The 23,605-nt window shown below is 73.5% G+C and carries 21 protein-coding genes and 3 pseudogenes; 11 read left to right on the top strand and 13 right to left on the bottom strand.

The window, feature by feature from the left end; translation table 11 throughout:
• Nucleotides 1-704 (bottom strand): annotated as a pseudogene (locus ABT106_RS22670) (hypothetical protein); the annotation flags it as partial.
• An 80-nt stretch (nucleotides 705-784) separates the two neighbouring features.
• On the opposite strand from ABT106_RS22670, the gene ABT106_RS22675 reads away from it, so the two are divergent.
• Both ABT106_RS22675 and ABT106_RS22680 read left to right on the top strand, forming a co-directional pair.
• Nucleotides 785-979 (top strand): DUF3046 domain-containing protein, encoded by a 195-nt coding sequence (locus tag ABT106_RS22675; RefSeq protein ID WP_267726798.1) that lies wholly within the window; start codon nucleotides 785-787, stop codon nucleotides 977-979.
• A 407-nt stretch (nucleotides 980-1,386) separates the two neighbouring features.
• Nucleotides 1,387-2,481 carry an AI-2E family transporter gene (locus tag ABT106_RS22680; protein WP_502979453.1) on the top strand — a complete coding sequence of 365 codons (1,095 nt, stop codon included), beginning with the start codon at nucleotides 1,387-1,389 and terminating at the stop codon, nucleotides 2,479-2,481.
• Here ABT106_RS22680 and ABT106_RS22685 read toward each other — a convergent pair.
• Nucleotides 2,429-3,190, bottom strand: coding sequence for a Clp protease N-terminal domain-containing protein (locus ABT106_RS22685; protein WP_351280237.1), 762 nt, complete (start codon nucleotides 3,188-3,190; stop codon nucleotides 2,429-2,431). The genes ABT106_RS22680 and ABT106_RS22685 overlap by 53 nt on opposite strands.
• A gap of 270 nt (nucleotides 3,191-3,460) precedes the next feature.
• On the opposite strand from ABT106_RS22685, the gene recA reads away from it, so the two are divergent.
• The gene (gene recA / locus ABT106_RS22690) at nucleotides 3,461-4,591 is read left to right on the top strand and encodes a recombinase RecA (RefSeq protein WP_351280240.1); all 1,131 of its coding nucleotides are present in this window, start codon (nucleotides 3,461-3,463) and stop codon (nucleotides 4,589-4,591) included.
• Nucleotides 4,592-4,594: 3 nt separating this feature from the next.
• A complete protein-coding gene (gene recX / locus ABT106_RS22695; RefSeq protein ID WP_351280243.1) occupies nucleotides 4,595-5,161 on the top strand; it encodes a recombination regulator RecX in 567 nt (188 codons plus the stop codon).
• Nucleotides 5,162-5,224: 63 nt separating this feature from the next.
• Here recX and ABT106_RS22700 read toward each other — a convergent pair whose 3' ends face one another.
• The 8 genes from ABT106_RS22700 to ABT106_RS22735 all read right to left on the bottom strand — a co-directional run bounded on the left by ABT106_RS22700 (nucleotide 5,225) and on the right by ABT106_RS22735 (nucleotide 11,604).
• Nucleotides 5,225-5,614 carry a rhodanese-like domain-containing protein gene (locus ABT106_RS22700; RefSeq protein ID WP_351280245.1) on the bottom strand — a complete coding sequence of 130 codons (390 nt, stop codon included), beginning with the start codon at nucleotides 5,612-5,614 and terminating at the stop codon, nucleotides 5,225-5,227.
• Nucleotides 5,611-6,171 carry a cupin domain-containing protein gene (locus tag ABT106_RS22705; protein ID WP_351280247.1) on the bottom strand — a complete coding sequence of 187 codons (561 nt, stop codon included), beginning with the start codon at nucleotides 6,169-6,171 and terminating at the stop codon, nucleotides 5,611-5,613. The genes ABT106_RS22700 and ABT106_RS22705 overlap by 4 nt, the downstream gene beginning before the upstream one ends.
• A gap of 77 nt (nucleotides 6,172-6,248) precedes the next feature.
• Nucleotides 6,249-6,335: a putative leader peptide gene (locus ABT106_RS22710; RefSeq protein WP_311318651.1), complete on the bottom strand. Its 87-nt coding sequence runs from the start codon at nucleotides 6,333-6,335 to the stop codon at nucleotides 6,249-6,251.
• 88 nt (nucleotides 6,336-6,423) lie between these two features.
• On the bottom strand, nucleotides 6,424-8,007 hold the full coding sequence (locus tag ABT106_RS22715; protein ID WP_351280249.1) for an FAD-dependent oxidoreductase: 1,584 nt from the start codon (nucleotides 8,005-8,007) through the stop codon (nucleotides 6,424-6,426).
• 188 nt (nucleotides 8,008-8,195) lie between these two features.
• The gene (locus tag ABT106_RS22720; RefSeq protein WP_351280252.1) at nucleotides 8,196-9,089 is read right to left on the bottom strand and encodes an amino acid ABC transporter permease; all 894 of its coding nucleotides are present in this window, start codon (nucleotides 9,087-9,089) and stop codon (nucleotides 8,196-8,198) included.
• A complete protein-coding gene (locus tag ABT106_RS22725; RefSeq protein ID WP_351280254.1) occupies nucleotides 9,086-9,760 on the bottom strand; it encodes an amino acid ABC transporter permease in 675 nt (224 codons plus the stop codon). Before ABT106_RS22725 ends, ABT106_RS22720 begins: the two co-directional genes overlap by 4 nt.
• Nucleotides 9,761-9,843: 83 nt before the next feature.
• Nucleotides 9,844-10,698, bottom strand: a complete 855-nt coding sequence (locus ABT106_RS22730) for a glutamate ABC transporter substrate-binding protein (protein ID WP_351280257.1) — start codon at nucleotides 10,696-10,698, stop codon at nucleotides 9,844-9,846.
• Between the two features lie 120 nt (nucleotides 10,699-10,818).
• Nucleotides 10,819-11,604 (bottom strand): amino acid ABC transporter ATP-binding protein, encoded by a 786-nt coding sequence (locus tag ABT106_RS22735; RefSeq protein WP_267843525.1) that lies wholly within the window; start codon nucleotides 11,602-11,604, stop codon nucleotides 10,819-10,821.
• A 264-nt stretch (nucleotides 11,605-11,868) separates the two neighbouring features.
• Between ABT106_RS22735 and ABT106_RS22740 the strand changes: the two genes are divergently transcribed.
• Both ABT106_RS22740 and ABT106_RS22745 read left to right on the top strand, forming a co-directional pair.
• Nucleotides 11,869-12,573 carry a response regulator transcription factor gene (locus ABT106_RS22740; RefSeq protein ID WP_351280260.1) on the top strand — a complete coding sequence of 235 codons (705 nt, stop codon included), beginning with the start codon at nucleotides 11,869-11,871 and terminating at the stop codon, nucleotides 12,571-12,573.
• A gap of 12 nt (nucleotides 12,574-12,585) precedes the next feature.
• Complete coding sequence (locus tag ABT106_RS22745) at nucleotides 12,586-13,998, top strand: sensor histidine kinase (RefSeq protein ID WP_351280262.1); 1,413 nt, start codon at nucleotides 12,586-12,588, stop codon at nucleotides 13,996-13,998.
• Here ABT106_RS22745 and ABT106_RS22750 read toward each other — a convergent pair.
• Together ABT106_RS22750 and ABT106_RS22755 are read right to left on the bottom strand one after the other, a co-directional pair.
• Complete coding sequence (locus ABT106_RS22750) at nucleotides 13,995-16,166, bottom strand: endo-beta-N-acetylglucosaminidase (RefSeq protein ID WP_351280265.1); 2,172 nt, start codon at nucleotides 16,164-16,166, stop codon at nucleotides 13,995-13,997. The genes ABT106_RS22745 and ABT106_RS22750 overlap by 4 nt on opposite strands.
• 128 nt (nucleotides 16,167-16,294) lie before the next feature.
• On the bottom strand, nucleotides 16,295-17,560 hold the full coding sequence (locus ABT106_RS22755) for a glycoside hydrolase 5 family protein (RefSeq protein WP_351280268.1): 1,266 nt from the start codon (nucleotides 17,558-17,560) through the stop codon (nucleotides 16,295-16,297).
• Nucleotides 17,561-18,066: 506 nt separating this feature from the next.
• Here ABT106_RS22755 and ABT106_RS32175 point away from each other — a divergent pair.
• The 3 genes and pseudogenes from ABT106_RS32175 to ABT106_RS22765 all read left to right on the top strand — a co-directional run.
• Nucleotides 18,067-18,147, top strand: a pseudogene (locus ABT106_RS32175) (LacI family DNA-binding transcriptional regulator); the annotation flags it as partial.
• Between the two features lie 98 nt (nucleotides 18,148-18,245).
• A pseudogene (locus ABT106_RS22760) lies at nucleotides 18,246-18,701 on the top strand (substrate-binding domain-containing protein); the annotation flags it as partial.
• 174 nt (nucleotides 18,702-18,875) lie between these two features.
• Nucleotides 18,876-19,808, top strand: a complete 933-nt coding sequence (locus ABT106_RS22765) for an ROK family protein (protein WP_351280278.1) — start codon at nucleotides 18,876-18,878, stop codon at nucleotides 19,806-19,808.
• 33 nt (nucleotides 19,809-19,841) lie between these two features.
• On the opposite strand, the gene ABT106_RS22770 is transcribed toward ABT106_RS22765, so the two are convergent.
• A complete protein-coding gene (locus ABT106_RS22770; RefSeq protein ID WP_351280270.1) occupies nucleotides 19,842-20,837 on the bottom strand; it encodes a TAXI family TRAP transporter solute-binding subunit in 996 nt (331 codons plus the stop codon).
• Nucleotides 20,838-21,174: 337 nt separating this feature from the next.
• On the opposite strand from ABT106_RS22770, the gene miaB reads away from it, so the two are divergent.
• Together miaB and ABT106_RS22780 are read left to right on the top strand one after the other, a co-directional pair.
• Nucleotides 21,175-22,698, top strand: coding sequence for a tRNA (N6-isopentenyl adenosine(37)-C2)-methylthiotransferase MiaB (miaB, locus tag ABT106_RS22775; protein WP_351280272.1), 1,524 nt, complete (start codon nucleotides 21,175-21,177; stop codon nucleotides 22,696-22,698).
• Nucleotides 22,699-22,799: 101 nt separating this feature from the next.
• Complete coding sequence (locus tag ABT106_RS22780) at nucleotides 22,800-23,507, top strand: class III extradiol dioxygenase subunit B-like domain-containing protein (protein ID WP_351280275.1); 708 nt, start codon at nucleotides 22,800-22,802, stop codon at nucleotides 23,505-23,507.
• The last annotated feature ends 98 nt before the right edge of the window (nucleotides 23,508-23,605 follow it).

Below are 23,605 nucleotides of genomic sequence, written 5' to 3' on the forward strand. Positions count from 1 at the left end.
AAGTCGCCGTGCACGTCATGCCCGCGAACATCTGGCGGTTCTCGTACACCTGGGAGCTGCCCCAGCCGGTCCGCGGCCGCGGCCGCGCGCGGCCGGTCGGGGACGCCGTCGAGGAAGGCCACCGCGCTCTGGACCTCGTACGGATGCGACTGGCGCATGCTTTCGACGCGGTCCCAGCAGAAGTCCGTGGCCCGGAAGAGCCAGGCGTGCCAGACCCGGTTGCGGTGCAGTAGGCCGACGACGGGACCCGTGGCCAGCAGCTCGCCCGGAGGGTCGTCGTACGCGGGATGGTACGGGGCCGCGAGATGGCCGCGGGGGGCCGGGACGAGCGCCGGGAGGGCGCCGTCCGCGGTGGAGACCCGGGTCAGGTGGCCGCAGACCCGCTCGATCCGCTGCCCGGCGCAGCGGCCCAGGCCGTCCAGGACCCGCAGCGCGTGCGCGGTGTGCAGCGGCTGGCTGAGCGGGCCGCGCAGATCCGGATCCAGCGCGTGCCCGTAGCCGCCGTCGTCGCCCAGGTAGGCGCCGAGGGCGGCGTCCACCGGATCGGCGTCCGCGCCGAGGAAGTGGAACGCGAACCGGCGCTGCTCCAGCACCCGGGCCGTGAGCCAGATGAACCGCTCGGCGCGGGCCAGCCGGTCCTGCGGCGGGACGGCCGGGGCCGGGGGGACCGGGGGCACCGGTGGGCGAGTTTCGTCTCCAGGCATGCGAGAAACGTAGGGCGCGCTGGTGCGCCGGAGGGGGACGAACGGGGCGGGTGCACTCTCCGGGGCGGGATACTGGAGGCATGCGGTTGACGATTTTCTGGGAGCGGATGGCGGAGCACTTCGGTGCGGGCTACGCGGATTCCTTCGCGCGGGACCACGTGATGACGGAGCTGGGCGGACGTACCGTCCACCAGGCGCTGGACGCGGGCTGGGAAGCCAAGGACGTGTGGCGCGCGGTGTGTTCCGCGATGGACGTGCCCGCCTCGATGCGCTGATCCCGCGCGGCCGGACGCGGCTTCGCCGGATGGGCGGCCGGTGGGCGAGACTTGACCGTGTGGCAGCGACTGATGAGACGACCGACCAGCCCGCAGGCGCCCCGGACGCCGCTGCCGGGGTGCCCGCGACGGCGACGACGGGCGTGACGACTACAAGGGCTTCTACGGTCACGACGGCTTCGACGGCCGCACCGGTACCGGCGGCCCGGCCGGGCGCGACGGCCGGACCGTCCGACGGGTCCTCGGCGGCCGGAGGGCCCGCGACGGCAGCGGGTGCGGAGCCGGCGGGATCCGCGGCGGCCGGCGGCCCCGCGAGCACCGGGGAGCCGCCCTGGCCCGCCGATCCGGCCCGCCCCGGCGGGCCGCCTCCGGGCGCCGTCCCGGCGGCCGCGGGCGCGGGCGAGCGGATGCCGCGCTGGCTGCCGCGCGCCGTGGTCCTCGTACTGGCCCTCGTCGCCTGCTTCCAGCTCGGCAGCTGGGCCTTCCACCAGCTGATGGGGCTGCTGGTCAACATCCTGATCGCGTTCTTCCTCGCGCTCGCGATCGAGCCCGCGGTGGCCCGGATGGCGGCCCGCGGCATGCGGCGCGGATTCGCCACCTTCCTGGTGTTCCTCGCGGTGTTCGTCTTCGCGGCGGGCTTCCTGACCCTGCTCGGCTCGATGCTCGCCGGGCAGATCGTCGCGATGGTCGAGGGGTTCCCGAACTACCTCGACTCGGTCATCGACTCGATCAACGCGACCTTCCACACCAATCTGTCCCGCCTGGACATCCAGGACAGCATGCTGCACTCCGACTGGCTCCAGAAGTACGTGCAGAACAGTGCCAGCGGGGTGCTCGACGTGTCCGCCACGGTGCTCGGCGGCCTCTTCAAGCTGCTGACGATCGGGCTGTTCTCCTTCTACTTCGCCGCCGACGGGCCACGGCTGCGGCGCGCGCTGTGCTCCGTACTGCCGCCCGCGAAGCAGGCCGAGGTGCTGCGCGCCTGGGAGATCGCCGTCGCCAAGACGGGCGGCTACCTCTACTCGCGCGGGCTGATGGCGCTGATCTCAGGCGTGGCGCACTACATCCTGCTGGCGGTCCTCGGTGTGCCGTACGCGCCGGCGCTCGCGGTGTGGGTGGGGCTGGTCTCCCAGTTCATCCCCACCATCGGCACCTACCTCGCGGGCGCGCTGCCGATGCTGATCGCCTTCACGGTCAATCCCTGGTACGCGCTGTACGTCCTGGGATTCGTGGTGGTCTACCAGCAGTTCGAGAACTACGTCCTCCAGCCCAAGCTGACGTCGAAGACCGTGGACATCCACCCGGCGGTGGCCTTCGGCTCGGTCATCGCGGGCACCGCCCTGCTGGGCGCGGTCGGGGCGCTGATCGCGATCCCGGCCGTCGCCACGCTGCAGGCGTTCCTCGGCGCGTACGTGAAGCGGTACGCGCTGACGGAGGACGCGCACGCCTCTACCGCTGCGTCCCGTCCGTGGAGCCGAGTACGGCTGCCAAGGCGTCGCTGACCCACGCCTCGACGCCGGCCTTGTCCGCGCCGAGCCCGCTGAGCACGCCCGTGCCGTTCTCCAGCTCCAGGAGGGCGAGGAGGACGTGCTCGGTGCCGATGTAATCGTGGCCCAGCCGCAGGGCCTCGCGGAAGGTGAGCTCCAGGGCCTTCTTCGCGGAGGCGTCGAAGGGCACCAGGTCGGGGACCTCGGCCTCGGCCGGTGGCAGGGCGGCGGCCGAGGCGGCGCGCAGGTCGTCCGCCGAGATCCCCTGGGCGGCGAGCGCGTGCGCGGCGAGGCCGTCGGGCTCGGCCAGCAGGCCCAGGACGAGGTGCTCGGTGCGGATCTCCGTGTTGCCGGCGGCGCGCGCCTCGTTCTGCGCGGTCACGACGACGTTGCGGGCGCGGGGCGTGAAGCGGCCGAAGCCCTGGCTCGGGTCGATCCCCGCCTCGCCCTCCTTGTCGGCCTTGGGGACGAAGCGCTTCTGGGCGGCCTGGCGGGTGACGCCCATGCTGCGGCCGATGTCGGTCCAGGAGGCGCCGGAGCGACGGGCCTGGTCGACGAAGTGGCCGATGAGGTGGTCCGCCACGTCCCCGAGGGCCTCGGCGGCGACGACGGCGCCACTGAGCTGCTCCAGGGTGTCGGTGTGGACCTTCTTGATGGCCTCGATCAGGTCGTCGAGGCGTACCGGGTTGGTCATGCGAACGGGTTCCACGGAAGGGTTCGTCATAGAGGCAACCGTAGGTTGACAGTCGAATGACTGTCAACCCTGGGTTGTCAATGCGTGTCTTCGTCGGGTCGGCCGCGCCGCACCCGCGCCGCACCCGCGCTGGTCGCGGGGTGGCTGGAGGGGGGCGGGCGTGGCGCGCTTGACAGGGAAATCGAACATCCATTCTGATTGGTTATCCACAGCCGGACCGGCGGTGGAGGCGCATTGTCAGTGGCAGGCATTAGCGTCAAAGGCGTGAAGCGATCGACTCAAGCAAATCGGGTGGAACCCATGGCAGGCACCGACCGCGAGAAGGCTCTCGACGCCGCTCTCGCACAGATTGAACGGCAATTCGGCAAGGGTGCGGTCATGCGCCTCGGCGACAAGCCGAACGACCCCATCGACGTCATCCCCACCGGATCGACGGCGCTGGACATCGCCCTCGGCGTCGGCGGGCTGCCCCGCGGCCGCGTGGTCGAGGTGTACGGGCCGGAGTCCTCCGGTAAGACGACCCTGACCCTGCACGCCGTGGCCAACGCGCAGAAGGCCGGCGGCACCGTCGCCTTCGTGGACGCCGAGCACGCGCTCGACCCCGAGTACGCCAAGGCCCTCGGCGTGGACACCGACAACCTCATCCTGTCCCAGCCGGACACCGGCGAGCAGGCGCTGGAGATCGTGGACATGCTGGTCCGCTCCGGTGCCCTCGACCTGATCGTCATCGACTCCGTGGCGGCCCTCGTGCCGCGCGCGGAAATCGAGGGCGAGATGGGCGACTCGCACGTGGGTCTGCAGGCCCGTCTGATGAGCCAGGCCCTCCGGAAGATCACCGGTGCGCTCAGCCAGTCCAAGACCACCGCGATCTTCATCAACCAGCTCCGCGAGAAGATCGGCGTGATGTTCGGCTCGCCCGAGACCACCACCGGTGGCCGCGCGCTGAAGTTCTACGCCTCCGTACGCCTCGACATCCGCCGCATCGAGACCCTGAAGGACGGCACGGACGCGGTCGGCAACCGCACCCGCGTCAAGGTCGTCAAGAACAAGGTCGCGCCGCCGTTCAAGCAGGCCGAGTTCGACATCCTCTACGGCCACGGCATCAGCCGCGAGGGCGGCCTGATCGACATGGGCGTGGAGCACGGCTTCGTGCGCAAGGCCGGCGCCTGGTACACGTACGAGGGCGACCAGCTCGGCCAGGGCAAGGAGAACGCGCGGAAGTTCCTCTGCGACAACCCCGCCCTGTCCGACGAGATCGAGCGGAAGATCAAGGAGAAGCTGGGCGTGGGGATCCGCAAGGACACCGCGGCCGCCACCCCCGAGACCGCTGCGGCCGCCGGTACCGACACCGCCGACACCGCGGCCGCCGCCGTGCCCGCCCCCGCGTCGAAGGCCAAGACGACGGCCAAGGCCGCCGTGGCCAAGAGCTGACCCGTGCGGGAGCAGGAAAGGGGCGGTGAAGGCCGGCGCGGCCGTGAAGACCGCCAGGAACTGCCGCCCCAGAGCCCCGAGGAGCAGGCGCGGGCGATCTGTCTGCGCCTGCTCACCGGGATGCCGCGCACCCGGCGGCAGCTCGCGGACGCCCTGGCCAAGCGGGGCATCCCCGAGGAGGTGTCGGAGCAGGTCCTCTCGCGGTACGAGGAGGTGGGCCTGATCGACGACGCCGCCTTCGCCGGAGCCTGGGTCGAGTCCCGCCACCGCGGCCGGGGCCTGGCCCGGCGGGCGCTCGCGCAGGAACTCCGTACCAAGGGGGTGCACACCACCCTCGTGCAGGAGGCGCTGGAACAGCTGGACTCCGACCAGGAGGAGCAGACCGCCCGGGAGCTCGTGGAGCGCAAGCTCCGCGCCACCCGGGGCCTGGAGCGGGACAAGCGCCTCCGGCGCCTCGCCGGCATGCTCGCCCGCAAGGGGTACCCGGAGGGCATGGCCCTGCGGGTGGTCCGCCGCGCGCTGGAGGCGGAGGGCGAGGACGCCGACGGACTCGGTGACCCGGGGGAGTGACCAGGGGGTACCGCGTCCCCGCCGGACCGCGACGGGGTGCACCGCGGCACACCCCCCGGGGCGTCAGGAGGGGATGACCGGCAGGCCCGCCGACCTCCAGGCCTGGAAGCCGCCGGTCAGGTCCGTGGCGCGGTGGAGTCCCAGGGCGTGGAGGGACGCCGCCGCGAGGGTGGAGGCATAGCCCTCGTTGCAGATCACCACCACCCGGAGGTCGTGGCCCGTCGCCTCGGGCACGCGGTGGCTGCCCCGCGGGTCCAGGCGCCACTCCAGTTCGTTGCGCTCGATCACGAGCGCGCCCGGGATCAGGCCGTCCCGCTCGCGCAGGGCCTGGTAGCGGATGTCCACCAGCACGGCCCCGGCGCGGGAGGCCGCGGCGGCCTCCTCCGGGCCGACCCGGTCGTAGCCCGCGCGGATCCGCTCCAGCAGTTCGTCGATGCCGACCGGGGCGCTCACTGCCAGTCCGCCGGACGCTCGACGTGCTCCAGGGTGAGGACCGGGCCGGAGCGGCTGTAGCGCCGGATCAGCGGCAGCGGCGGGTAGTAGGCGTGGACCGAGATCGCGTGCTCGGCCGGGGACTCGTTCAGGACTTCGTGGACGTGGTGCTCGACGAAGGCCCGTCCGGTGCCCGCGTCCAGGTGCCGGAGGCGGTCCACTCCGGGAGCGAGTTCCAGGGACTTCCAGCCTTCCGAGGGCAGGCGTACGGCCAGCGAGTTCTCGGTGAGCCGCCCCCGGGCGGTGGCGAACGCGCCCCGCGACCCGGCGTGGTCGTGCCAGCCGGTGCCGGTGCCCGGTGGCCAGCCGATCAGCCAGGCCTCGCTGCCGGCGGGCCCGTCCAGCCGGATCCAGGTGCGGCCCTGCGGGTCCAGGGGCAGGGCCGCGACGGTGTCGGCGTCCGCCGCGGTTTCCAGGGCGAAGTCGAGGAGTTCGCGCGCCGTCGGGCCCCCGGCCGGGGCGGCGGGTGCGGGGACGGCGGCGGCTGCCGGAGCGGGGGCGTGCGTGGGTGCAGACATGGAGGAGGACCGTTCCTGGGGTTCGCGGAGGTGCGCGCGGGCCGGTGACGGCACGGGGCGCGCGGAGCAGAGGCGAATCAGCAGGAAGGGCGACACACGCAGCCCGCGTAGCGGAGCAGGTCCATATGGACCCTCCGCCACAGGCGTACGTCGTTGCCGGTCATGTTCGCGAGTGAACCACGAGTCCGCGGGAGGGTCAATCGATCACGGCTGGAGTCCCGGTCGGGCACGGCCCCCGACCAGGGGCGGACGTCAGTCGGCCACCGCCGTGGGCGTCGTGGCGGGCGTCGTCAGCGCAGTCGGGGCCGGGGCACCGGCGCGGACGGCGTCCGCCGCCTCGTACAGCTCCGCCGGGCTGACCCCCGCGAAGGTCGCCGCGAGGTGCCCGTCGGGCCGTACGAGGAGCACGGTGTGCGCCGGGGCCCCCGGGTAGCTGTCCGCGACGAGCAGATCGGTCCGGACCGGCAGCGCGCTCACCGCCGCCGCGAGCCGCGGCATCAGCCCGGCGCCGAGCCAGTGGCGCCGGTCCCAGACCCCGGTGCCCGGGGCGACCAGGACCGCCAGCAGCCGGCCGCCCAGCAGGTCCCGCAGCGGCACGGTCGAGCCGTCGGGCGCGGTCACCGCCACGTTCGCCACCGGCCCGCCCGGTTCGGTGGCCGTCGGCACCTCGCGTACGGCCACGGGAGGGGCGTACGCGGGCTCCGCGCCCAGCGGGCCCCGCCCCAGGTGGCCGTCGGCGAGCAGGGACTCGGCGGAACGGGACGCCCCGGGCAGGTACGTGCGCAGGCCGCCGCCGGCCCGCAGGACCGGCATCGCCTGGTCGGCGGCGCGCAGCCGGGCCGCGACGGCGGTGCGCCGCTCGGCCTCGTAGCTGTCGAGCAGGGCCTCGGAGGCCCCCTGGTGCCAGTCCAGGGACAGCTTCCACGCCAGGTTCTCGGCGTCCCGGAGCCCCTCCTCGACGCCCTGGGTACCGAGGGCGCCCAGCAGGTGCGCGGCGTCCCCGGCGAGGAAGGCGCGGCCCTCGCGCCAGCGCCGGGCCAGCCGGTGGTGCAGGGTGTGGACCCCGGTGTCGATCAGGTCGTACGGGGGAGTCGTGCCCCCGCACCACACGGCGAGGGTGTCCCGTACGAGGTGGACCAGCGCTTCGGGGGTCACCAGGTCGCCGCGCGGCGGCAGCAGCCAGTCCAGCCGCCACACCCCGTCGGGCAGCGGACGGGCGGTGGCCTCGTCCGGCCCGGACGGCAGGCCGCGGTGCAGCAACGCCTCGCCCGGCCACGGCAGTTCGGTGCGCAGGGCGGCCACGGCGTGCCGTTCCACGGCGGTGCGGCCCGGGAAGCGGATGCCGAGCAGCTTGCGCACGGTGGAGCGGGCGCCGTCGCAGCCGACGAGGTGGCTTCCCCGCCACCAGGTCGTCTCGGCGCCGCGGGTGTGGGCGCTCACTCCGCGGCCGTCCTGCTCCAGGGAGTCGAGGCGGCTGTCGGTGACCAGCTGAACGAGCGGGTGCGCGGCGGCGGCGTCGCGCAGTCCGCGGGTGAGGGCGTGCTGCGGCAGGTGAAGCGGGGCCGGGCCGTCGTCGAAGGTGCGGCGCTGGGCGGACTGGCGGCGCCGTACGGTGCGCCAGGCGGCGAAGTACGCCCCCTCGTCGCGCAGGGTCGTGCAGCCCAGCCGGTTCACCATGGCCGCGGTGTCGGAGTGCAGGACGACCGTACGGGCCGGCCGGGGTTCCTCCTTGCCGGGCCCCTCGTCGAGCACGACGGTGGGTACGCCCTGGCCGGCCAGGGCGAGGGACAGGGACAGTCCGACGGGCCCCGCGCCGACGACGATCACCGGGTCCATGGCGCGGCTCCCGATGTCCGGTATGTGATCACAGAACGTATGCAACCCACTGGAGGTGCCTGCGTCAAGTGACGCCGGTCGCGTCAACGCCGCGTGGTGCGGCGGAAGGGTTCCGCCGCACCACGCGGGCCACGCACTATGACTGACCGTACGTCAGACCCGCCGGGGGGTCCGGACCGGGGAGGGGGTCAGGCCCCGCCGCCGCTGTTCCCGCCGGTGGCCATGTCGTTGACATCGGCCACGCCGACCACGGTGCCGGTGCCCTTCTTCGACTTCCGCAGCCGCCCCTCCAGCCAGGAGGCGAAGCTGGTGAGCCCGAAGTTCACCACGATGTAGATCAGGGCGATCACGACGAGCGACGGGATGGTGTTGCTGTAGTTGGCCGAGATCTGCCGGTTCGCGGAGAGCAGTTCCGCGAAGCCCAGCAGCGCGCCGCCGAGCGCGGTGTCCTTGAGGATCACCACGAGCTGGCTGACCAGGGCCGGCAGCATCGCCGTCACGGCCTGCGGGATCAGCACGTAGAACATCGTCTGGCCCTTGCGCATGCCGATCGCCTTGGCGGCGTCGGTCTGGCCGCTGGGCAGCGAGAGCACGCCCGCCCGGACGATCTCGCCGATGACGGCCGAGTTGTAGAGGACCAGGCCCGTGACCACGGCCCAGAAGGGCCGGGTGTCGGACGGGACGTCCAGGAACTGCGGCGCCATCAGCGCGCTGCCGAACAGCATCAGCATCAGGACCGGGATGGCGCGGAAGAACTCCACCCACGCGCCGACCGGTCCCCGCACCCACGCGTGGTCCGACAGCCGGCCGATGCCCAGCAGCGCGCCCAGCGGGAGGGCGATCACCATGGAGAGCGCGCCGGCCTTGAGGGTCTCCAGCAGGCCGGGGAGCAGGTACGTGGTCCAGACCCGGCTGTCGGTGACGAAGGGGGACCACTTGTCGGCGTCGAGCTGGCCCTTCTCGCCCATGAGGGACAGCGCCCACCACAGGACGAGCCCGAACAGCACGACGAAGATCCCGCTGTAGATCCAGTTGCGCACCCTGGCCTTGGGGCCGGGGGTGTCGTACAGCACGGAACTCATCGCTTCACCGCCACTCGCTTGGCGACCCAGCCCAGCACCAGACCGGTGGGCAGGGTCAGCAGGACGAAACCGAGGGCGAAGACCGCGAAGACCGCGAAGACCGCCTGCGCCTCGTTCTCGAGCATTTCCTTCATCAGCAGGGCCGCCTCGGCCACGCCGATGGTCGCCGCCACCGTGGTGTTCTTGGTGAGCGCGATCAGTACGTTGGCGAGCGGTGCGATGACCGCCCGGAAGGCCTGGGGGAGCACGATCAGGGTGAGCACCTGGAAGAAGCTCAGCCCCAGCGCGCGGGCCGCCTCGGCTTGGCCGACGGGCACGGTGTTGATGCCGGAGCGCAGGGCCTCGCAGACGAAGGTGCCGGTGTAGGCGATCAGTCCGAGGACCGCCAGCCGGAAGCCGGTCTCCTTGAACGTGTCGCCGCCCAGAGCGATGCCGAGGGTCTGGTTGAGCCCCAGTGAGCAGGCGATGATCAGCAAGGTCAACGGGGTGTTGCGCACCAGGTTGACGTAAGCGGTGCCGAAGCTGCGTAGCAGCGGGACCGGGCTGACCCGCATCCCGGCCAGGGCGGTGCCCCAGACCAGGGATCCGGCCGCCGAGTAGAGGGTGAGCTGAACCGTCACCCAGAAGGCTCCGAGCACGTCGTACTGCCCGGAATCAAGAAAATCGAACACGATGCCCTGCGCTCTCCCCAGGATGGCCGGTGAGGTGCGCCGCCGCCCGCGACGGGCGGGCGGCGACGCTCCTCACCGATGAATCAGCTGCCTTCGGTGATCTGCGGGGCAGGCTCGCTCTTGAAGTTGGCCGGACCGAGGTTGGTGTCCACGGCCTTCTGCCAGCTGCCGTCCGTGACCATCTTCTTGAGCGCGGCGTTGATCTTGGTCTGGAGCTCCTTGTCGCCCTTCTTCAGACCGATGCCGTAGTTCTCGTTGCTCAGGCTCAGCCCGGCCAGCTTGAACTTGCCCTTGTTCTTGTCCTGCGCCGCGTAGCCCGCCAGGATCGAGTTGTCCGTGGTCAGCGCGTCGACGGCCTTGTTCTCCAGGCCGGTGAGGCACTCGGAGTAGCCACCCTGCTCCAGCAGGTCGGCCTCGGGGGCCAGCTTGGTCTTGACGTTCTGCGCCGAGGTCGAACCGGTGACCGAGCAGAGCTTCTTCTTGTTCAGGTCCTCGGCCTTGGTGATCGAGGTCTCGTCGGCGCGGACCAGCAGGTCCTGGTGCGCGAGGAAGTACGGGCCGGCGAAGTCGACCTTCTCCTTGCGCTTGTCGTTGATCGAGTAGGTCGCGACGATGAACTTCACGTCGCCGTTCAAGATCAGGTTCTCGCGCTCGGCGCTGACGGCCTGCTTGAACTCGATCTGGTCCGGCTGGTAGCCGAGCTCCTTGGCCACGTACGTCGCGACGTCGACGTCGAAGCCCGTGAACTTGCCGTCCGGGGTCTTCAGACCCAGACCGGGCTGGTCGAACTTGATGCCGACGACGAGCTTGTCCTTGGCGGTGCCACCGGACGCACCGCCGTCACTCGCGGCGTCCTTGGCGCTGCCGCCACAGGCGGTCGCGGTCAGGGCGAGAGCGACGGCGATGGCCGCGGTCGCGGCAACCTTGGAGATCTTCATGGTGAACTTCCCTCGGATGAGACGTTGTTGAACGACGAGCGACGCTTTACGGGCACATGCGCAGGCGGCAGGAACCGGTCGGGCGGAGGCCCGTCACCGGATCACTACCAGACCCCGACCTCAGTGGTGCAGGATCTTCGACAGGAAGTCCTTGGCCCGGTCACTGCGCGGGTTGCTGAAGAACTGCTCGGGCGCGGCCTCTTCGACGATCTTGCCATCGGCCATGAAGACGACGCGGTTCGCCGCGGAGCGGGCGAAGCCCATCTCGTGCGTGACGACGACCATCGTCATCCCCTCCCGGGCGAGCTGCTGCATGACCTCCAGCACCTCGTTGATCATCTCCGGGTCGAGAGCCGACGTCGGCTCGTCGAACAGCATCACCTTCGGGTCCATCGCCAGCGCGCGGGCGATGGCCACGCGCTGCTGCTGGCCGCCGGAGAGCTGCGCCGGGTACTTGTCGGCCTGGGAGCCGACGCCCACCCGGTCCAGCAGGGCCACGGCCTTCTCGCGGGCGGCCTTCTGGTCGGTCTTGCGGACCTTGAGCTGGCCCAGCATGACGTTCTCCAGCACCGTCTTGTGCGCGAAGAGGTTGAACGACTGGAAGACCATGCCGACGTCGGCGCGCAGCCGGGCCAGCGCCTTGCCCTCCGCGGGCAGGGGGCTTCCGTCGAGCGTGATGGTGCCCGAGTCGATGGTCTCCAGACGGTTGATGGTCCGGCACAGCGTGGACTTGCCCGATCCCGAAGGACCGATCACGACGACGACCTCACCGCGGGCAATGCTCAGATCGATGTCCTGAAGCACGTGCAGCGCGCCGAAGTGCTTGTTGACGTTGCTCAGTACGACCAGGTCGTCCGCGGCACCGGCCGCGTCCTGCACGTCCTTGGTCACTGATACTCCGCTCATCGGCTTCTTGCTCCGTCCTCCTCGGTTGGGAGGACAGTAGTGACGCGGCGCGCACAACGTCACCACATCTGAGGGAGAATTGAGGATAACGATCCGGCCTCGCCCGGATACGCTCCGTGCGCGGAGCCCCCGCGGGCGCGTACCGGGTGCGTAACGGAAGCCGCGCCGCACCGGAACCCCCTTGACGTGGGACTCCGCATCGGCGTGGATGCAGGTGGCCATGCGTACGGAAGCTGAAGAGCAAGAAGAGGAGAGGGGGACGGCATGAGACTGCTGCTCGTCGAGGACGACGACCACGTCGCCGCCGCCCTGTCCGCGATCCTCGCCCGGCACGGCTTCCGGGTCACCCACGCCCGCAACGGCGAGGAGGCGCTCCAGGCACTGCTGCCCGCCGGCGCCCCGCCCTTCGGAGTGGTCCTGCTCGACCTCGGCCTGCCCGACCAGGACGGCTACGAGGTCTGCGGAAAGATCCGCAAGCGCACCGCCACGCCCGTCATCATGGTGACCGCCCGGGCCGACGTGCGCTCCCGCATCCACGGGCTGAACATGGGCGCCGACGACTACGTCACCAAGCCGTACGACACCGGCGAGCTCCTCGCCCGCATCCACGCCGTCGCCCGGCGCGCGGGAGCCTCCGAGGAGGCCGCCGCCACCGGAACCGGCACGCCCGCCATGGTCCGGCTCGGCACCGTCAGCATCGAGCTGCCCACCCGGCGGGTCAGTGTGGACGGCGCCGACGTCCCCCTCACCCGCAAGGAGTTCGACCTGCTGGCCCTGCTGGCCCAGCAGCCCGGCGTCGTCTTCCGCCGCGAACAGATCATCAGCGAGGTCTGGCGCACCAGTTGGGAAGGGACGGGCCGCACCCTGGAGGTGCACGTCGCCTCGCTGCGCTCCAAGCTGCGCATGCCCGCCCTCATCGAGACCGTCCGCGGGGTGGGCTACCGGCTCGTCGCCCCGGCCGCCCCCTAGCGGGATCCCGACGTGCGTGCCCGGCTGCTCCCGCTGCTCGTCATCCTGATGGCGGGCACGCTGCTCGCCCTCGGCTTCCCGCTGGCCGTGAGCCTGGCCGCCGGCCAGCAGCAGCGGGTGGTGGTCGACCGGATCGACGACAGCGCCCGCTTCGCCGCCCTCGCCCAGTTCGTCGTCGACGCCGAGGGCTCCGGGGCCTCGGGAGCCGACGAGCGCCGCGCGACCCTGCAGCTGGAGCTCGTCCGCTACCAGGAGCTGTACGGCATCCGCGTCGGCATCTTCTACCGCGACGACAACGCCATGGCCCGGGCCCCGGGCTGGTGGGAGCTCCCGGCGAAGGGCAAGGGCCGGGAAGCCTTCGTCGAGGCGCTCGCCGGACGCCGCAGCCACGACCCCCCGCAGGTGTGGCCCTGGCAGACGCACGGGAAACTGCTTGTCGCCTCCCCGGTGGTCCTCGACGGCGACGTCGTGGCCGTCGTCGCCACCGAATCGCCGACCGACCAGATGCGGAGCCGGATCCTGCGCGGCTGGCTGATCATCGCCGCCGGGCTGGCCGCCGCCATGCTGGTCGCCTTCGGCGCCGCCCTGCGCCTCACCAGCTGGGTCCTCAAGCCCGTACAGACCCTGGACGCGGCCGCACACGGCATCGCCACCGGGCGGATGAACTCGCGGGTCGCCGCCGCCGGCGGGCCGCCGGAACTGCAACGCCTGGCCCATTCGTTCAACGAGATGGCCGACAACGTCGAAGAGGTGCTGGAACAGCAGCGGGCGTTCGTCGCCGACGCCTCCCACCAGCTGCGCAACCCCCTCGCCGCGCTCCTCCTGCGCATCGAGCTGCTCGCACTGGAGCTCCCCGAGGACAACGAGGAGATCGCCTCCGTACGCACCGAGGGCAAGCGCCTGACACAGGTCCTGGACGACCTGCTCGACCTCGCGCTCGCCGAGCACGCCTCCGCGGAGATCAGCCTCACCGACATCGGGGCGCTCGCCGCCGAGCGGGCGGCGTCCTGGCGGCCGTACGCCGAGGAGCAGGGCGTACGGCTCACCGTGACCGGCCGCAGCGCCGTCACCGGCTGGGCCGACCCCATCGCGCTGTCCAGCGCGCTCGACGCCGTCATCGACAACGCCCTCAAGTTCACCCCGTCCGGCGAAGAGGTCGAGGTGTCGGTCGAGGCCGTCGCACGGACCGTCCGCGTGGTCGTCGCCGACCGCGGGCCCGGTCTCACCGAGGACGAGCTGCTGCGCGTCGGCGACCGCTTCTGGCGCAGCGGACGCCACCAGAACGTCAAGGGCTCCGGCCTGGGCCTGTCCATCTCCCGGGCCCTGCTCGCAGCGGGCGGCGGGTCCCTCTCCTACGAGAACAACCCGCCGCACGGACTACGGGTGACCGTGGCCGTCCCGCGCACCGACCCCGCGGCGCCCTAGCTCCACGGGAGCGTGGTGCGGGCCGGGGCGGAGGCCGCGTACAGCTCGTCCACGGCCCGCACCTCGAAGGCCACCGCCCGCTCCCGGCCCGCGCGGGGCACCGCCGGGAGGTACAGGGCCGTCCCGCAGGTGCCGCCGAGGAAGCGGCGGGTGCCGTCGGGCAGCACCCGGGACACCTCGTAGTGCCGGACCCGCGGGGGGCGGGCGGGCCGGCGCGGTGCGCGGCGCCAGGACAGTCGGACCTCCGCCGTGCCGTCCCGGACGGCCGAGGCGTCCACGGTCGGCGCGGTGGGCGGGGCCGGCCGCCCTCCGGAAGAGCCGTCGCGCACCGACAGGGCGCCGAGCCGCCACTCCACCGGACCGCTCCCGCGCGCGGTGATCCGTACGGCGAGCCCGTACGCCGTCCTGCCCGCGAGGGCGGCGAGCCCGAACCGCGCGGTGCGCCAGCCCGGCCCCGGGGCGGGTTCCCGCGCCGGGAACCAGGTGTAGGGGACCGGCTCGCCCGGGGCGGCGGGCTCGCGTACGGCCACCCCGACCTCTACCCCGACCGGGCCCGACGCGGCGGCGTGCACCAGCTCCAGCATCGTGGAGCGGGTCAGCGGCAGCCGGGTGGAGTGCAGTCCGACCGCGGCGGGCGCGGTGAGACGGCCCGCGACCAGCAGGCTGGAGCCCCCGCGCCAGGCCCGCGCGAAGTCCAGGGTCACGGTGGGCCGCGTCCCGGAGGTCTCCACGACCCAGCGGCGGCCCGGGAGCCGGTCCTGGAGCCCGAGGTGGCTCCAGGGAGCGTCGGAGAGCACCTCGCCCGCCTCGTACCAGCGCTCCCCGTGGCCCGTGTTGAAGGAACACGCGAAGGGCAGCGCGGCGACCGTGGACCGGTCGGCGACGACGGTGGCGGGGGCCCGCCAGGTGCCCTCGGGCGCGGGGCGGGACGGGTCGAGGGACTCTCCCGTCCAGAACCGGTCGTCGGCGCGGTGGAAGGCGCCGGGGGAGCGGTCGGTGAGGTGCTCGCGCGTCCACTCGGGCCGGTAGAGCCCGCAGCTGACGACGTGATCGCGCCCGCGCGGGACGATCGCGTCCCAACGCACCGAGCTGTTCCACCCGTTGGACTCCACGTCCACGCCCGCCCACAGTTCGTGGCGGCCGCGCCCGAGCCGGTCCGCGAGCGCCCCCGACGAGGCCAGCCGCTCCGGGGTCCAGCGGAAGTCGACGAACAGCGTGTCGGACACCGGGCCGGTCCGGTCCTCGAAGAACTCCTGGTTGAGCGCGTTGAGCGCCCCCTGCCAGCCGACCCGGCCGGTGCTGTTCATGGCGTCGTACCAGGTGGTGCGCAGCCCGTGCGGAGCCCCGGCCGTCCGGAGGGCGCGCAGGAACTCCCGCATCCGCGAAGCGAGTTCACTGTCGCCGCCGTCGGTCTCGGCGTTGACGAACCAGCCGTCGAAGCCGTACGCCGCCGCGACCAGGGCCAGTTGCGCGGCGATCGGGAAGCGGCCGGAGGAGTCCCGCTGGACGAGGTCGCGGGTCCACTGGAGGTCGCCGCCGTAGGCCACGGGCGGCAGGAAGACGTTGCCGAGGACGCGGACACCGTTGCGGTGGGCGGCGTCGATCACCGGGGCGTTCGGGGCCAGCACGATCCCCTCGCCGGCGGAACCGCCCCAGAAGACCAGCTCGTCGATGTACGCCCAGTGCGTGAGGGCGTAGGAGTCGGCGGTCGGGGAGCCCTGCGACGGGTTCCGCGCGGTCGGCCCGAAGGAGACGAGGGAGGAGATCCGGGCCTGCCCGGCGCGGGCGCCCGGATGGGGCGCGACCGGGGTGAAGCGGGGGGCGAGCGGCACGGTGGCGGTGTTGTGGGCGAGGTCGGGGTCCGACTCCGGAGTCCACCGCTTGAGCGAGCGCCACACGATGCCCGGGCCGGGCGTGCCGGCGGGGAGCGAGTCCGGGAACCAGTAGGAGGCGTACGGGGTCAGGGCGGCGGCGGCGGGGACCGGCCCGGGCGGGGCCGGGGCGGCGGGCACCGCCCGGGCCGTGGGGGGCGGGCCGAGCAGGGCGAGGCCGCCGGCCCCGGCGCCGGCTCCCGCGGCGAGCACACCGCGCCGGGTCGGGCGTACGGGGGCCCGGGCGGGGGTGACAGCGGCGGTACGAGGGTCGACGCCGGGGCCGGTCTCGGACATGCGGGGCTCCTCCGGAGGGGCGGGCGGGCTGACACGGGGCCGGGGTACGGACCGGGGTACGGGCCGGGGTGCAGGCCGGAACGGCGGCCGGGGCCGCGAGGGCGGCGGGCGTCCGGCGCGTGCGGCCGTCAGGCGGGGGGCGGGGCGTGGACCACCTCCGTGATGCCGCGCGCCGCCAGGTGGGCGCGGTCCCCGGCCCGCTCGGCCAGCACCACCGCCGGGCGGACCCCGTCGGCCGTGAGCGCCGCCCAGGTCTCGAAGAAGGCCCCGCCCGGCGCGCACACCGAGCGCCGTGGGGCCTCCTCCGCCCCTCCGACGTCCACGGCCAGCGCGGTGGTCCGTACGGCGGGCCGGTGCTCCCGGCCCCGCCACCGCGCGGCGATCCGGGCGATGGCCGCGCCGGCCGGTTTGATCCGCCGGTCGGCGGTGAGCAGCCCGAGGCCGTATTCCAGTTCCGGGAAGTCCGCCAGCTCACGGGACACGTCGTGCGAGCACCACCAGGTCACTCCCCACACGTCCGCGCAGTCCAGGGCATTCGCCACGGTCGCCTCGGTGAAGCGCGCCGCCCGCCCCGGCCGGATCAGCGGCGCGGGCGCCCCGGCCTCCTGGAGCCACACCGGCCGGTGCGGGTCCAGGGCCCAGGCCTTCGACAGCTCGATCAGGTACGCGGCGTGGTGCTCGGTCGCCGTCCCCGACGGGCCGTGGCGCTGCGCGGTGCCGTTGAACACCCAGGAGTGCACCGTGGTGGCCGCCCCCAGCCGCGCGGCCTGGGCCGCGGTGAAGGGGTGCCCGTCGCGGTACCAGACGGCGTCGTACTCGGCGTGGACGTGGGACCGGCCGGGTGCGCCCCGCTCGCAGGCGGCGAGCATCCGCTCCAGCCAGCGTCCGGCCTGCTCGCGGGTGATCCGGTCAGGGTCGGGGTGCGGGTCGTCGGCGAACTGGTTGATCTCGTTGCCCACGGTCATGCCCAGGAAGTTCGGCCGGTCGGCGAGGGCGGCGGCCAGCGTACGCAGGTACTCCTCCTGCGCGGTCACCACCTCCGGATCGGCGAAGATGCTGCGCCGGTGCCAGGTCCTCGTCCAGGAGGGCAGGAAGTCGAAGCTCGACACGTGCCCTTGCAGACCGTCCACGTTGACGTCGAGGCCGCGCTCGGCGGCCGCGTCGGCCAGCGCGAGCAGTTGCCCGACCGCGCGCGGACGGATCAGGGTCCGGTTCGGCTGGAAGACCGGCCACAAGGGGAAGACACGGATGTGGTCCAGCCCGAGCGAGGCGATCGAATCGAGGTCGGCGCGGACCTCGTCGAGGTCGAAGTCCAGCCAGTGGTGGAACCAGCCCCGCGTCGGCGTGTAGTTCGCGCCGAAACGGAGGGTGCGGGGGGCGGTTTCGCCGTGCATGGGGTTCCCGGAGTCGGAGTTCGGGGGACTGCGCCGGACGACGCACTTTCCGCGCTCCCGGGAGACACGTCAACGGGGCGTCCGGCCCGGCTCGGCCGAGTTCTTGCTCATGCGCTTCAGCCCAGCCGGCAGAAGGGCTCGTGTGCCTCATGCGCACTGCACCTCATGCGCTGTGGCGACAGTCGGGAAATGGCTCGAAACCGAGAGGTCAGCGGAAGGGCGCGGTGTCATTCCGTCACCTCCCTGTCCGCTCCGGACGCCTTCCCCGGGCCGCCGTGACCCGTCGCGCGGGCGGTGCGCGTCCGGATCCGGAACGCGGGCCCGGCAGGTCGCCCCACGCCTCCAGGGGCGGGTGCGGCGGCCGTCCGTACGGGCGGGCGAGGGTGCGGGCGGTGCGCCGGGGCAGGATCGCGTACGGTCCGGCCATCGCCGTCCGTATTCCGCCATCCGTATCGCGCCGCGCGTTCCGCCGCGCGCGGCCCACCGAAGGACGAATGAGGCAGGCCATGGCCCGCAGACCCACCATCAAGGACATCGCCCGCCAGGCCGGGGTGTCGCGAAGCGCCGTGTCCTTCGCGCTCAACGGCGGGCCGGGTGTCTCCCACGCCACCCGCGCCCGGATCCGCCGGGGGGCCGAGGATCTCGGCCGGCAGGCCAACAGCGCCGTCCGCCGCCCTGTCCGCGGGTGCGCGCGGACGACGCCGGGGCCACGGCGCAGGTCCTCGACCGCCTCCACGGGCTGGGCCACCGGCGGATCGTCCACGTCGCCGGGCTGCCCGACCTGGCCCACACGGCCCGCCGGATCGACTTCCTGCGGGCACAGGCGGCGCGGAGCGGCCTCGGTCCCGGACAGGTGCGCTCGGTGGTCACCGACTCCTCCGACGCGGAGGCCGCCGCCACCCGCCGGGTGCCGGCCGGGCCCGGAGCGCCCACCGCCCTCGTGTACGAGAACGACGTGATGGCCCTGGCCGGCCTCGCGGTCGCCGCCGAGCCGGGGATTCCCGTACCCGGCCGGCTGTCGCTCGTGGCCTGGGACGACTCCGCGCTGCGCCGGGTCACCCACCCCCGGCTCACCGCCCTCGTACGCGACACCGCGGGCTTCGGGCACCTCGCGGCCGAGGAGCTCCTCGCCGTTCTCGGGGGCAGCGCCCCGCGGGTCCGCGAGAGCGAACGGCCGGGGCCGGAGCCCCGGGAGAGCACAGCGCCCCCCGCGGCGCATACTGAATCCCGACCCCTTTCTGGAGCCGCCACCGTGACCACCCCCACCGCCCCCTTCCCCGCAGCGCGGGCCGGCGCCCCGGCGTCCGGCCCGACCGTGGCGATCGACATCGGCGGTACGAAGATCGCCGGGGCGCTCGTCCACCCCGACGGCACGATGACGGCCGCCACCCGGCGGCCGACCCCGCGCGGTACGGACGCCGAGGCCGTCATGGCGGCGGTGACCGCGGTGATCGCGGACCTGTCCGGCTCTCCGCTGTGGTCCTCGGCGGTCCGCTGCGGGATCGGCAGCGCCGGCCCGGTGGACACCTCCCGGGGCACGGTCAGCCCGGTCAACATCGGGGCGTGGCGGGAGTTCCCGGTCCAGGCCCGCGTCGCGGCCGAACTCGCGGCGCGCGGAACGGAACTGCCGACCGTCCTGGCCGGCGACGGCGTCGCGATGACCGCAGCCGAACACTGGCTCGGCGCGGCCCAGGGGCACGCGAACGCGCTCTGCATGGTGGTGTCCACGGGGGTCGGCGGCGGCCTGATCCTGAACAACCAGCTCCACCCCGGCCCCACCGGCAACGCGGGCCACATCGGCCACATCAGCGTGGCCTTCGACGGTGAGCGGTGCGCCTGCGGCGGCCACGGCTGCGTCGAGTCGATCGCCTCCGGCACGGCCATCGCCCGCTGGGCCCTGGCCCAGGGCTGGAACCCCGGCGAGGACGCCACGGCGGCCGGCGTGGCGGCCGCCGCCGACGCGGGCGACCCGGTCGCCCGGGCCGCCTTCGACCGGGCCGGCCGCGCCCTGGCCGCGGCCATCGCGGCCACCGCGACCCTCGTCGAAACGGACATCGCGGTCATCGGGGGCGGTGTCGCCGCCTCCGGCGACACCCTCTTCGCCCCGGTCCGCCGCCACCTGGCCGCCTACGCCACGCTCTCCTTCGTCAAGGAGCTGCGGGTGGTCCCGGCGGCCCTGGGCACCGACGCCGGGCTGATCGGCGCGGCAGCGGCGGCGACGATGCTGCTGCCGGCCCGAGGGGCGTGAGGGGCCCGGGAAAGCACTGAGCGGCGCGCGGCGCTACGGCTTGACCGAGCGGTAGTAGCGCCGGGCACCCTCGTGCAGGTCCAGCGGGTCGGTGTAGATCGCCGTACGCAGGTCCACCAGCTGCGCGGCGTGCACCTCGTGCCCGATCCCGTCGCGGCTGAGGATCACGGTCCGGGTGAACTGCTCGGTCAGCTCCGGATCCGCCTTCTCCGTGGTCACCAGCAGGTTCGGTACGGCCAGCGTCGCCACCGCGCTGGTGTTGCGGGCCAGCGTGTACGCGTCCTGCGGCATCACGGCCGCCCGGTAGTAGCGGGCCGGGCTCCCGCTCGCCTGGAGCTGCTCCACCAGGTCGCCCAGCTGCACGAGCCGGATCTCGAACCGCTCCGACAGCTCGCGCACCGCGTTCGTCGGCAGGCCCCCGGACCAGAAGAACGCGTCGATCCGGCCCGCCTCCAGCTCGGCCGGCATGGTGTCGATGCCGATGGACACCGGGGTGATGTCGCGGCGCGGGTCCAGTTTGGCCGCCGTCAGCAGCCGTTCCGAGATGAGCCGCACCCCGGAACCGTCCTGGCCGACCGCCACCCGCTTCCCGCGCAGGTCCCGTGCCGACTGCACCGGGGAGCCCGCGGGAACCACCAGCTGGACGTAGTCGTCGTAGAGCCGGGCGACCCCGCGCAGCCAGGCCGCGCCGGGCTTCCCGTCCTGCCGGTACTTGGCGACCGCGTCCGCCGTCGCCACCGTGAAGTCCGCCTCACCGGAGGCGATCCGCCGGAGGTTCTGCTGCGAGCCTTCGCTGGGGTCCAGCCGCACCTTCACCTCGGGCATGTCCTGCCGCAGCTCCTGCTCCAGCAACTGTCCGTAGCGGTGGTAGACCCCGGTGCGGACACCCGTGCTGAAGGCCAGCTCGCCCTTCAGCTCCGGCGCGCTGAACGGTTTCAGCCACCACGCCAGGACCCCGAGCACGGCCAGGACGGCCACCAGGGCCCGCAGGGCGTGGCGCCTGCTGATCCGGGGCGGTACGAGAGGCATGGCCGCGATCCTGCCACCCGCCCGCCGTCCTGTCACGGCGCGCCCTCCCGGACCCCCGCCCGCAGCCGTCCCAGCAGCTCCCGCGCGGCGGGCCCGGCCGGACCCCCGCAGCAGCCCGACCCGGCCGCCGTCACCCCGCGCGGCCTGCGCTTCTTCGGGGTGGACCTGGCCGGCGTCCGGCCGCGCGCCGACGACCCCGGCCGCTCCCCCCGGCGAGGGCGGCCCGGCGTGCGGCTACGCCCAGGACCTGCTGTCCGTCCTCTTCGCCCCGCCGCCTGCCGCGGGGCAGGCCGCACGGGGGACCGGAGGGCTCCCGGGTACCGCCTACCCTTGTCGTATGACCAGCAGCAGCGACCGGAGCACGGCAGTGGACGTCAAGGGAACATACGAGGTGCGCACCTACGGGTGCCAGATGAACGTGCACGACTCCGAGCGGCTGTCCGGTCTGCTGGAGGGCGCGGGCTACACGCGCGCCCCCGAGGGCTCCGACGGCGACGCCGACGTCGTCGTGTTCAACACCTGCGCCGTGCGCGAGAACGCCGACAACAAGCTGTACGGCAACCTCGGCCGGCTCGCCCCGATGAAGACCAGGCGCCCCGGCATGCAGATCGCGGTCGGCGGCTGCCTCGCCCAGAAGGACCGCGACACGATCGTCAAGCGGGCCCCCTGGGTCGACGTCGTGTTCGGCACGCACAACATCGGCAAGCTCCCCGTGCTGCTGGAGCGCGCCCGCGTCCAGGAAGAGGCGCAGGTCGAGATCGCCGAGTCGCTGGAAGCCTTCCCCTCCACACTGCCGACCCGCCGCGAGTCCGCGTACGCCGCCTGGGTCTCGATCTCCGTCGGCTGCAACAACACCTGCACCTTCTGCATCGTCCCCGCGCTGCGCGGCAAGGAGGAGGACCGCCGTCCCGGCGACATCCTCGCCGAGGTCGAGGCGCTGGTCGCCGAGGGCGTCTCGGAGATCACCCTGCTCGGCCAGAACGTGAACGCCTACGGGTCCGACCTCGGCGACCGCGAGGCGTTCGGCAAGCTGCTGCGCGCCTGCGGGCAGATCGAGGGCCTGGAGCGGGTCCGCTTCACCTCCCCGCACCCGCGCGACTTCACGGACGACGTGATCGAGGCGATGGCGCAGACCCCGAACGTCATGCCGCAGCTCCACATGCCGATGCAGTCCGGCTCCGACGCGATCCTGAAGGCGATGCGACGCTCGTACCGCCAGAAGCGCTTCCTCGGCATCATCGAGAAGGTCCGGGCCGCCATCCCGCACGCCGCCATCTCCACCGACATCATCGTGGGCTTCCCCGGTGAGACGGAGGAGGACTTCCAGCAGACGATGCACGCCGTGCGCGAGGCCCGCTTCGCGAACGCCTTCACCTTCCAGTACTCCAAGCGGCCCGGCACCCCCGCCGCCGACATGGACGGGCAGATCCCCAAGGAGGTCGTCCAGGAGCGTTACATGCGGCTGGTCGCCCTCCAGGAGGAGATCTCCTGGGAGGAGAACAAGAAGCAGGTCGGCCGCACCCTGGAGGTCATGGTCGCGGAGGGCGAGGGCCGCAAGGACGGCGCCACGCACCGCCTCTCCGGCCGCGCCCCCGACAACCGCCTGGTCCACTTCACGAAGCCGGAGGCGCAGGTCCGCCCCGGCGACGTGGTCACCGTGGACATCACCTACGCCGCCCCGCACCACCTGCTGGCCGAGGGCCCGACGCACTCCGTGCGCCGCACCCGGTCCGGCGACGCCTGGGAGAAGCGCAACGCCGCACCGGCCGGCCCGGCGGGCGTCATGCTCGGCATCCCGACGCTGGGCGTCCCGGCGCCCCTGCCGGCCGTCACCTCCGGCTGCGCGGTCGCGCAGGGCTGACGGGACCGCGCTCGCCTGGCCGCCGCCGGGGCCGCTCACCGGGGCGCGCTCGGCGGGCCGCCGCCGGGTTCGCCCCGCGGGACCGCGTTAGGCTGCCGATCATGCTTGTTGCCGCCGCAGTATGCCCCGCCCCGCCGCTGCTCGTGCCCGAGGTCGCGGCGGGGGCCGCCGCCGAACTCGGCGACGCCCGCACCGCCTGCTCCGACGCCCTCGCCGTGCTCGCCGCCTCGCGCCCCGATCTGCTGGTCGTCGTCGGGACCGCCGACGAGGACCACCGCGGGCCCTACCCGCAGGGTGCCCGGGGCACCTTCCGGGGCTTCGGGGCCGGGGCGGACGTACAGCTCGGGGAGGGTGACGAGGGGCCGCGCCTGCTGCCCCCCTCCCTCGCCGTGGGCGCCTGGCTGCTGGCGCACGCCCGCTGGGGCGCCGCCCCGGTGGAGGGGTTCGGCGTCGCGGAGCCCCTGGACACCGCCGCCTGCCTGCGGGCCGGCCGGGAACTCGCCGCCCGGGACACCCGCGTCGCGCTGCTCGTGATGGGCGACGGCAGCGCCTGCCGGACCCTGAAGGCCCCCGGCTACCTCGACGAGCGGGCCGCCGCCTTCGACGCGGCCGCGGGCCGCGCGCTCGGCGCCGCCGACACCGCCGCCCTCGCCGCCCTCGACCCCGGGCTCGCGGCCGAACTCCAGGCCGCCGGCCGGGCTCCGTGGCAGGTCCTGGCGGGCGCCGCCGAGGACGCGGGCCTCGACGGGCGCCTGCTGTACGAGGACGCGCCGTACGGAGTCGGCTACTTCGTCGCCACCTGGTCGTAGTCCGGGGCCGGACCGGCCCCGGTCGTGGGGGGGGGGCCCCTAACCGGCGCGGGCCGGGGGCCCCCCCACCCCGGGCCCCGGGAGGGGTGGACCCGCGG

The organism is Streptomyces sp. NPDC002044 (assembly GCF_040296725.1).
Taxonomy (GTDB): Bacteria; Actinomycetota; Actinomycetes; order Streptomycetales; family Streptomycetaceae; genus Streptomyces; species Streptomyces antarcticus.

Bases quoted from the DNA above. Each gene is read 5' to 3' on its own strand.
- ABT106_RS22675 (WP_267726798.1), top strand. From the start codon at position 785: ATGCGGTTGACGATTTTCTGGGAGCGGATGGCGGAGCACTTCGGTGCG.
- ABT106_RS22740 (WP_351280260.1), top strand. From the start codon at position 11,869: ATGAGACTGCTGCTCGTCGAGGACGACGACCACGTCGCCGCCGCCCTG.
- ABT106_RS22680 (WP_502979453.1), top strand. From the start codon at position 1,387: ATGCCGCGCTGGCTGCCGCGCGCCGTGGTCCTCGTACTGGCCCTCGTC.
- ABT106_RS22720 (WP_351280252.1), bottom strand. From the start codon at position 9,089: ATGAGTTCCGTGCTGTACGACACCCCCGGCCCCAAGGCCAGGGTGCGC.
- ABT106_RS22780 (WP_351280275.1), top strand. From the start codon at position 22,800: ATGCTTGTTGCCGCCGCAGTATGCCCCGCCCCGCCGCTGCTCGTGCCC.
- ABT106_RS22755 (WP_351280268.1), bottom strand. From the start codon at position 17,560: ATGCACGGCGAAACCGCCCCCCGCACCCTCCGTTTCGGCGCGAACTAC.
- ABT106_RS22730 (WP_351280257.1), bottom strand. From the start codon at position 10,698: ATGAAGATCTCCAAGGTTGCCGCGACCGCGGCCATCGCCGTCGCTCTC.
- ABT106_RS22715 (WP_351280249.1), bottom strand. From the start codon at position 8,007: ATGGACCCGGTGATCGTCGTCGGCGCGGGGCCCGTCGGACTGTCCCTG.
- ABT106_RS22685 (WP_351280237.1), bottom strand. From the start codon at position 3,190: ATGACGAACCCTTCCGTGGAACCCGTTCGCATGACCAACCCGGTACGC.
- ABT106_RS22705 (WP_351280247.1), bottom strand. From the start codon at position 6,171: ATGTCTGCACCCACGCACGCCCCCGCTCCGGCAGCCGCCGCCGTCCCC.
- recA (WP_351280240.1), top strand. From the start codon at position 3,461: ATGGCAGGCACCGACCGCGAGAAGGCTCTCGACGCCGCTCTCGCACAG.
- ABT106_RS22750 (WP_351280265.1), bottom strand. From the start codon at position 16,166: ATGTCCGAGACCGGCCCCGGCGTCGACCCTCGTACCGCCGCTGTCACC.
- ABT106_RS22735 (WP_267843525.1), bottom strand. From the start codon at position 11,604: ATGAGCGGAGTATCAGTGACCAAGGACGTGCAGGACGCGGCCGGTGCC.
- miaB (WP_351280272.1), top strand. From the start codon at position 21,175: ATGACCAGCAGCAGCGACCGGAGCACGGCAGTGGACGTCAAGGGAACA.
- ABT106_RS22710 (WP_311318651.1), bottom strand. From the start codon at position 6,335: ATGACCGGCAACGACGTACGCCTGTGGCGGAGGGTCCATATGGACCTG.
- ABT106_RS22770 (WP_351280270.1), bottom strand. From the start codon at position 20,837: ATGCCTCTCGTACCGCCCCGGATCAGCAGGCGCCACGCCCTGCGGGCC.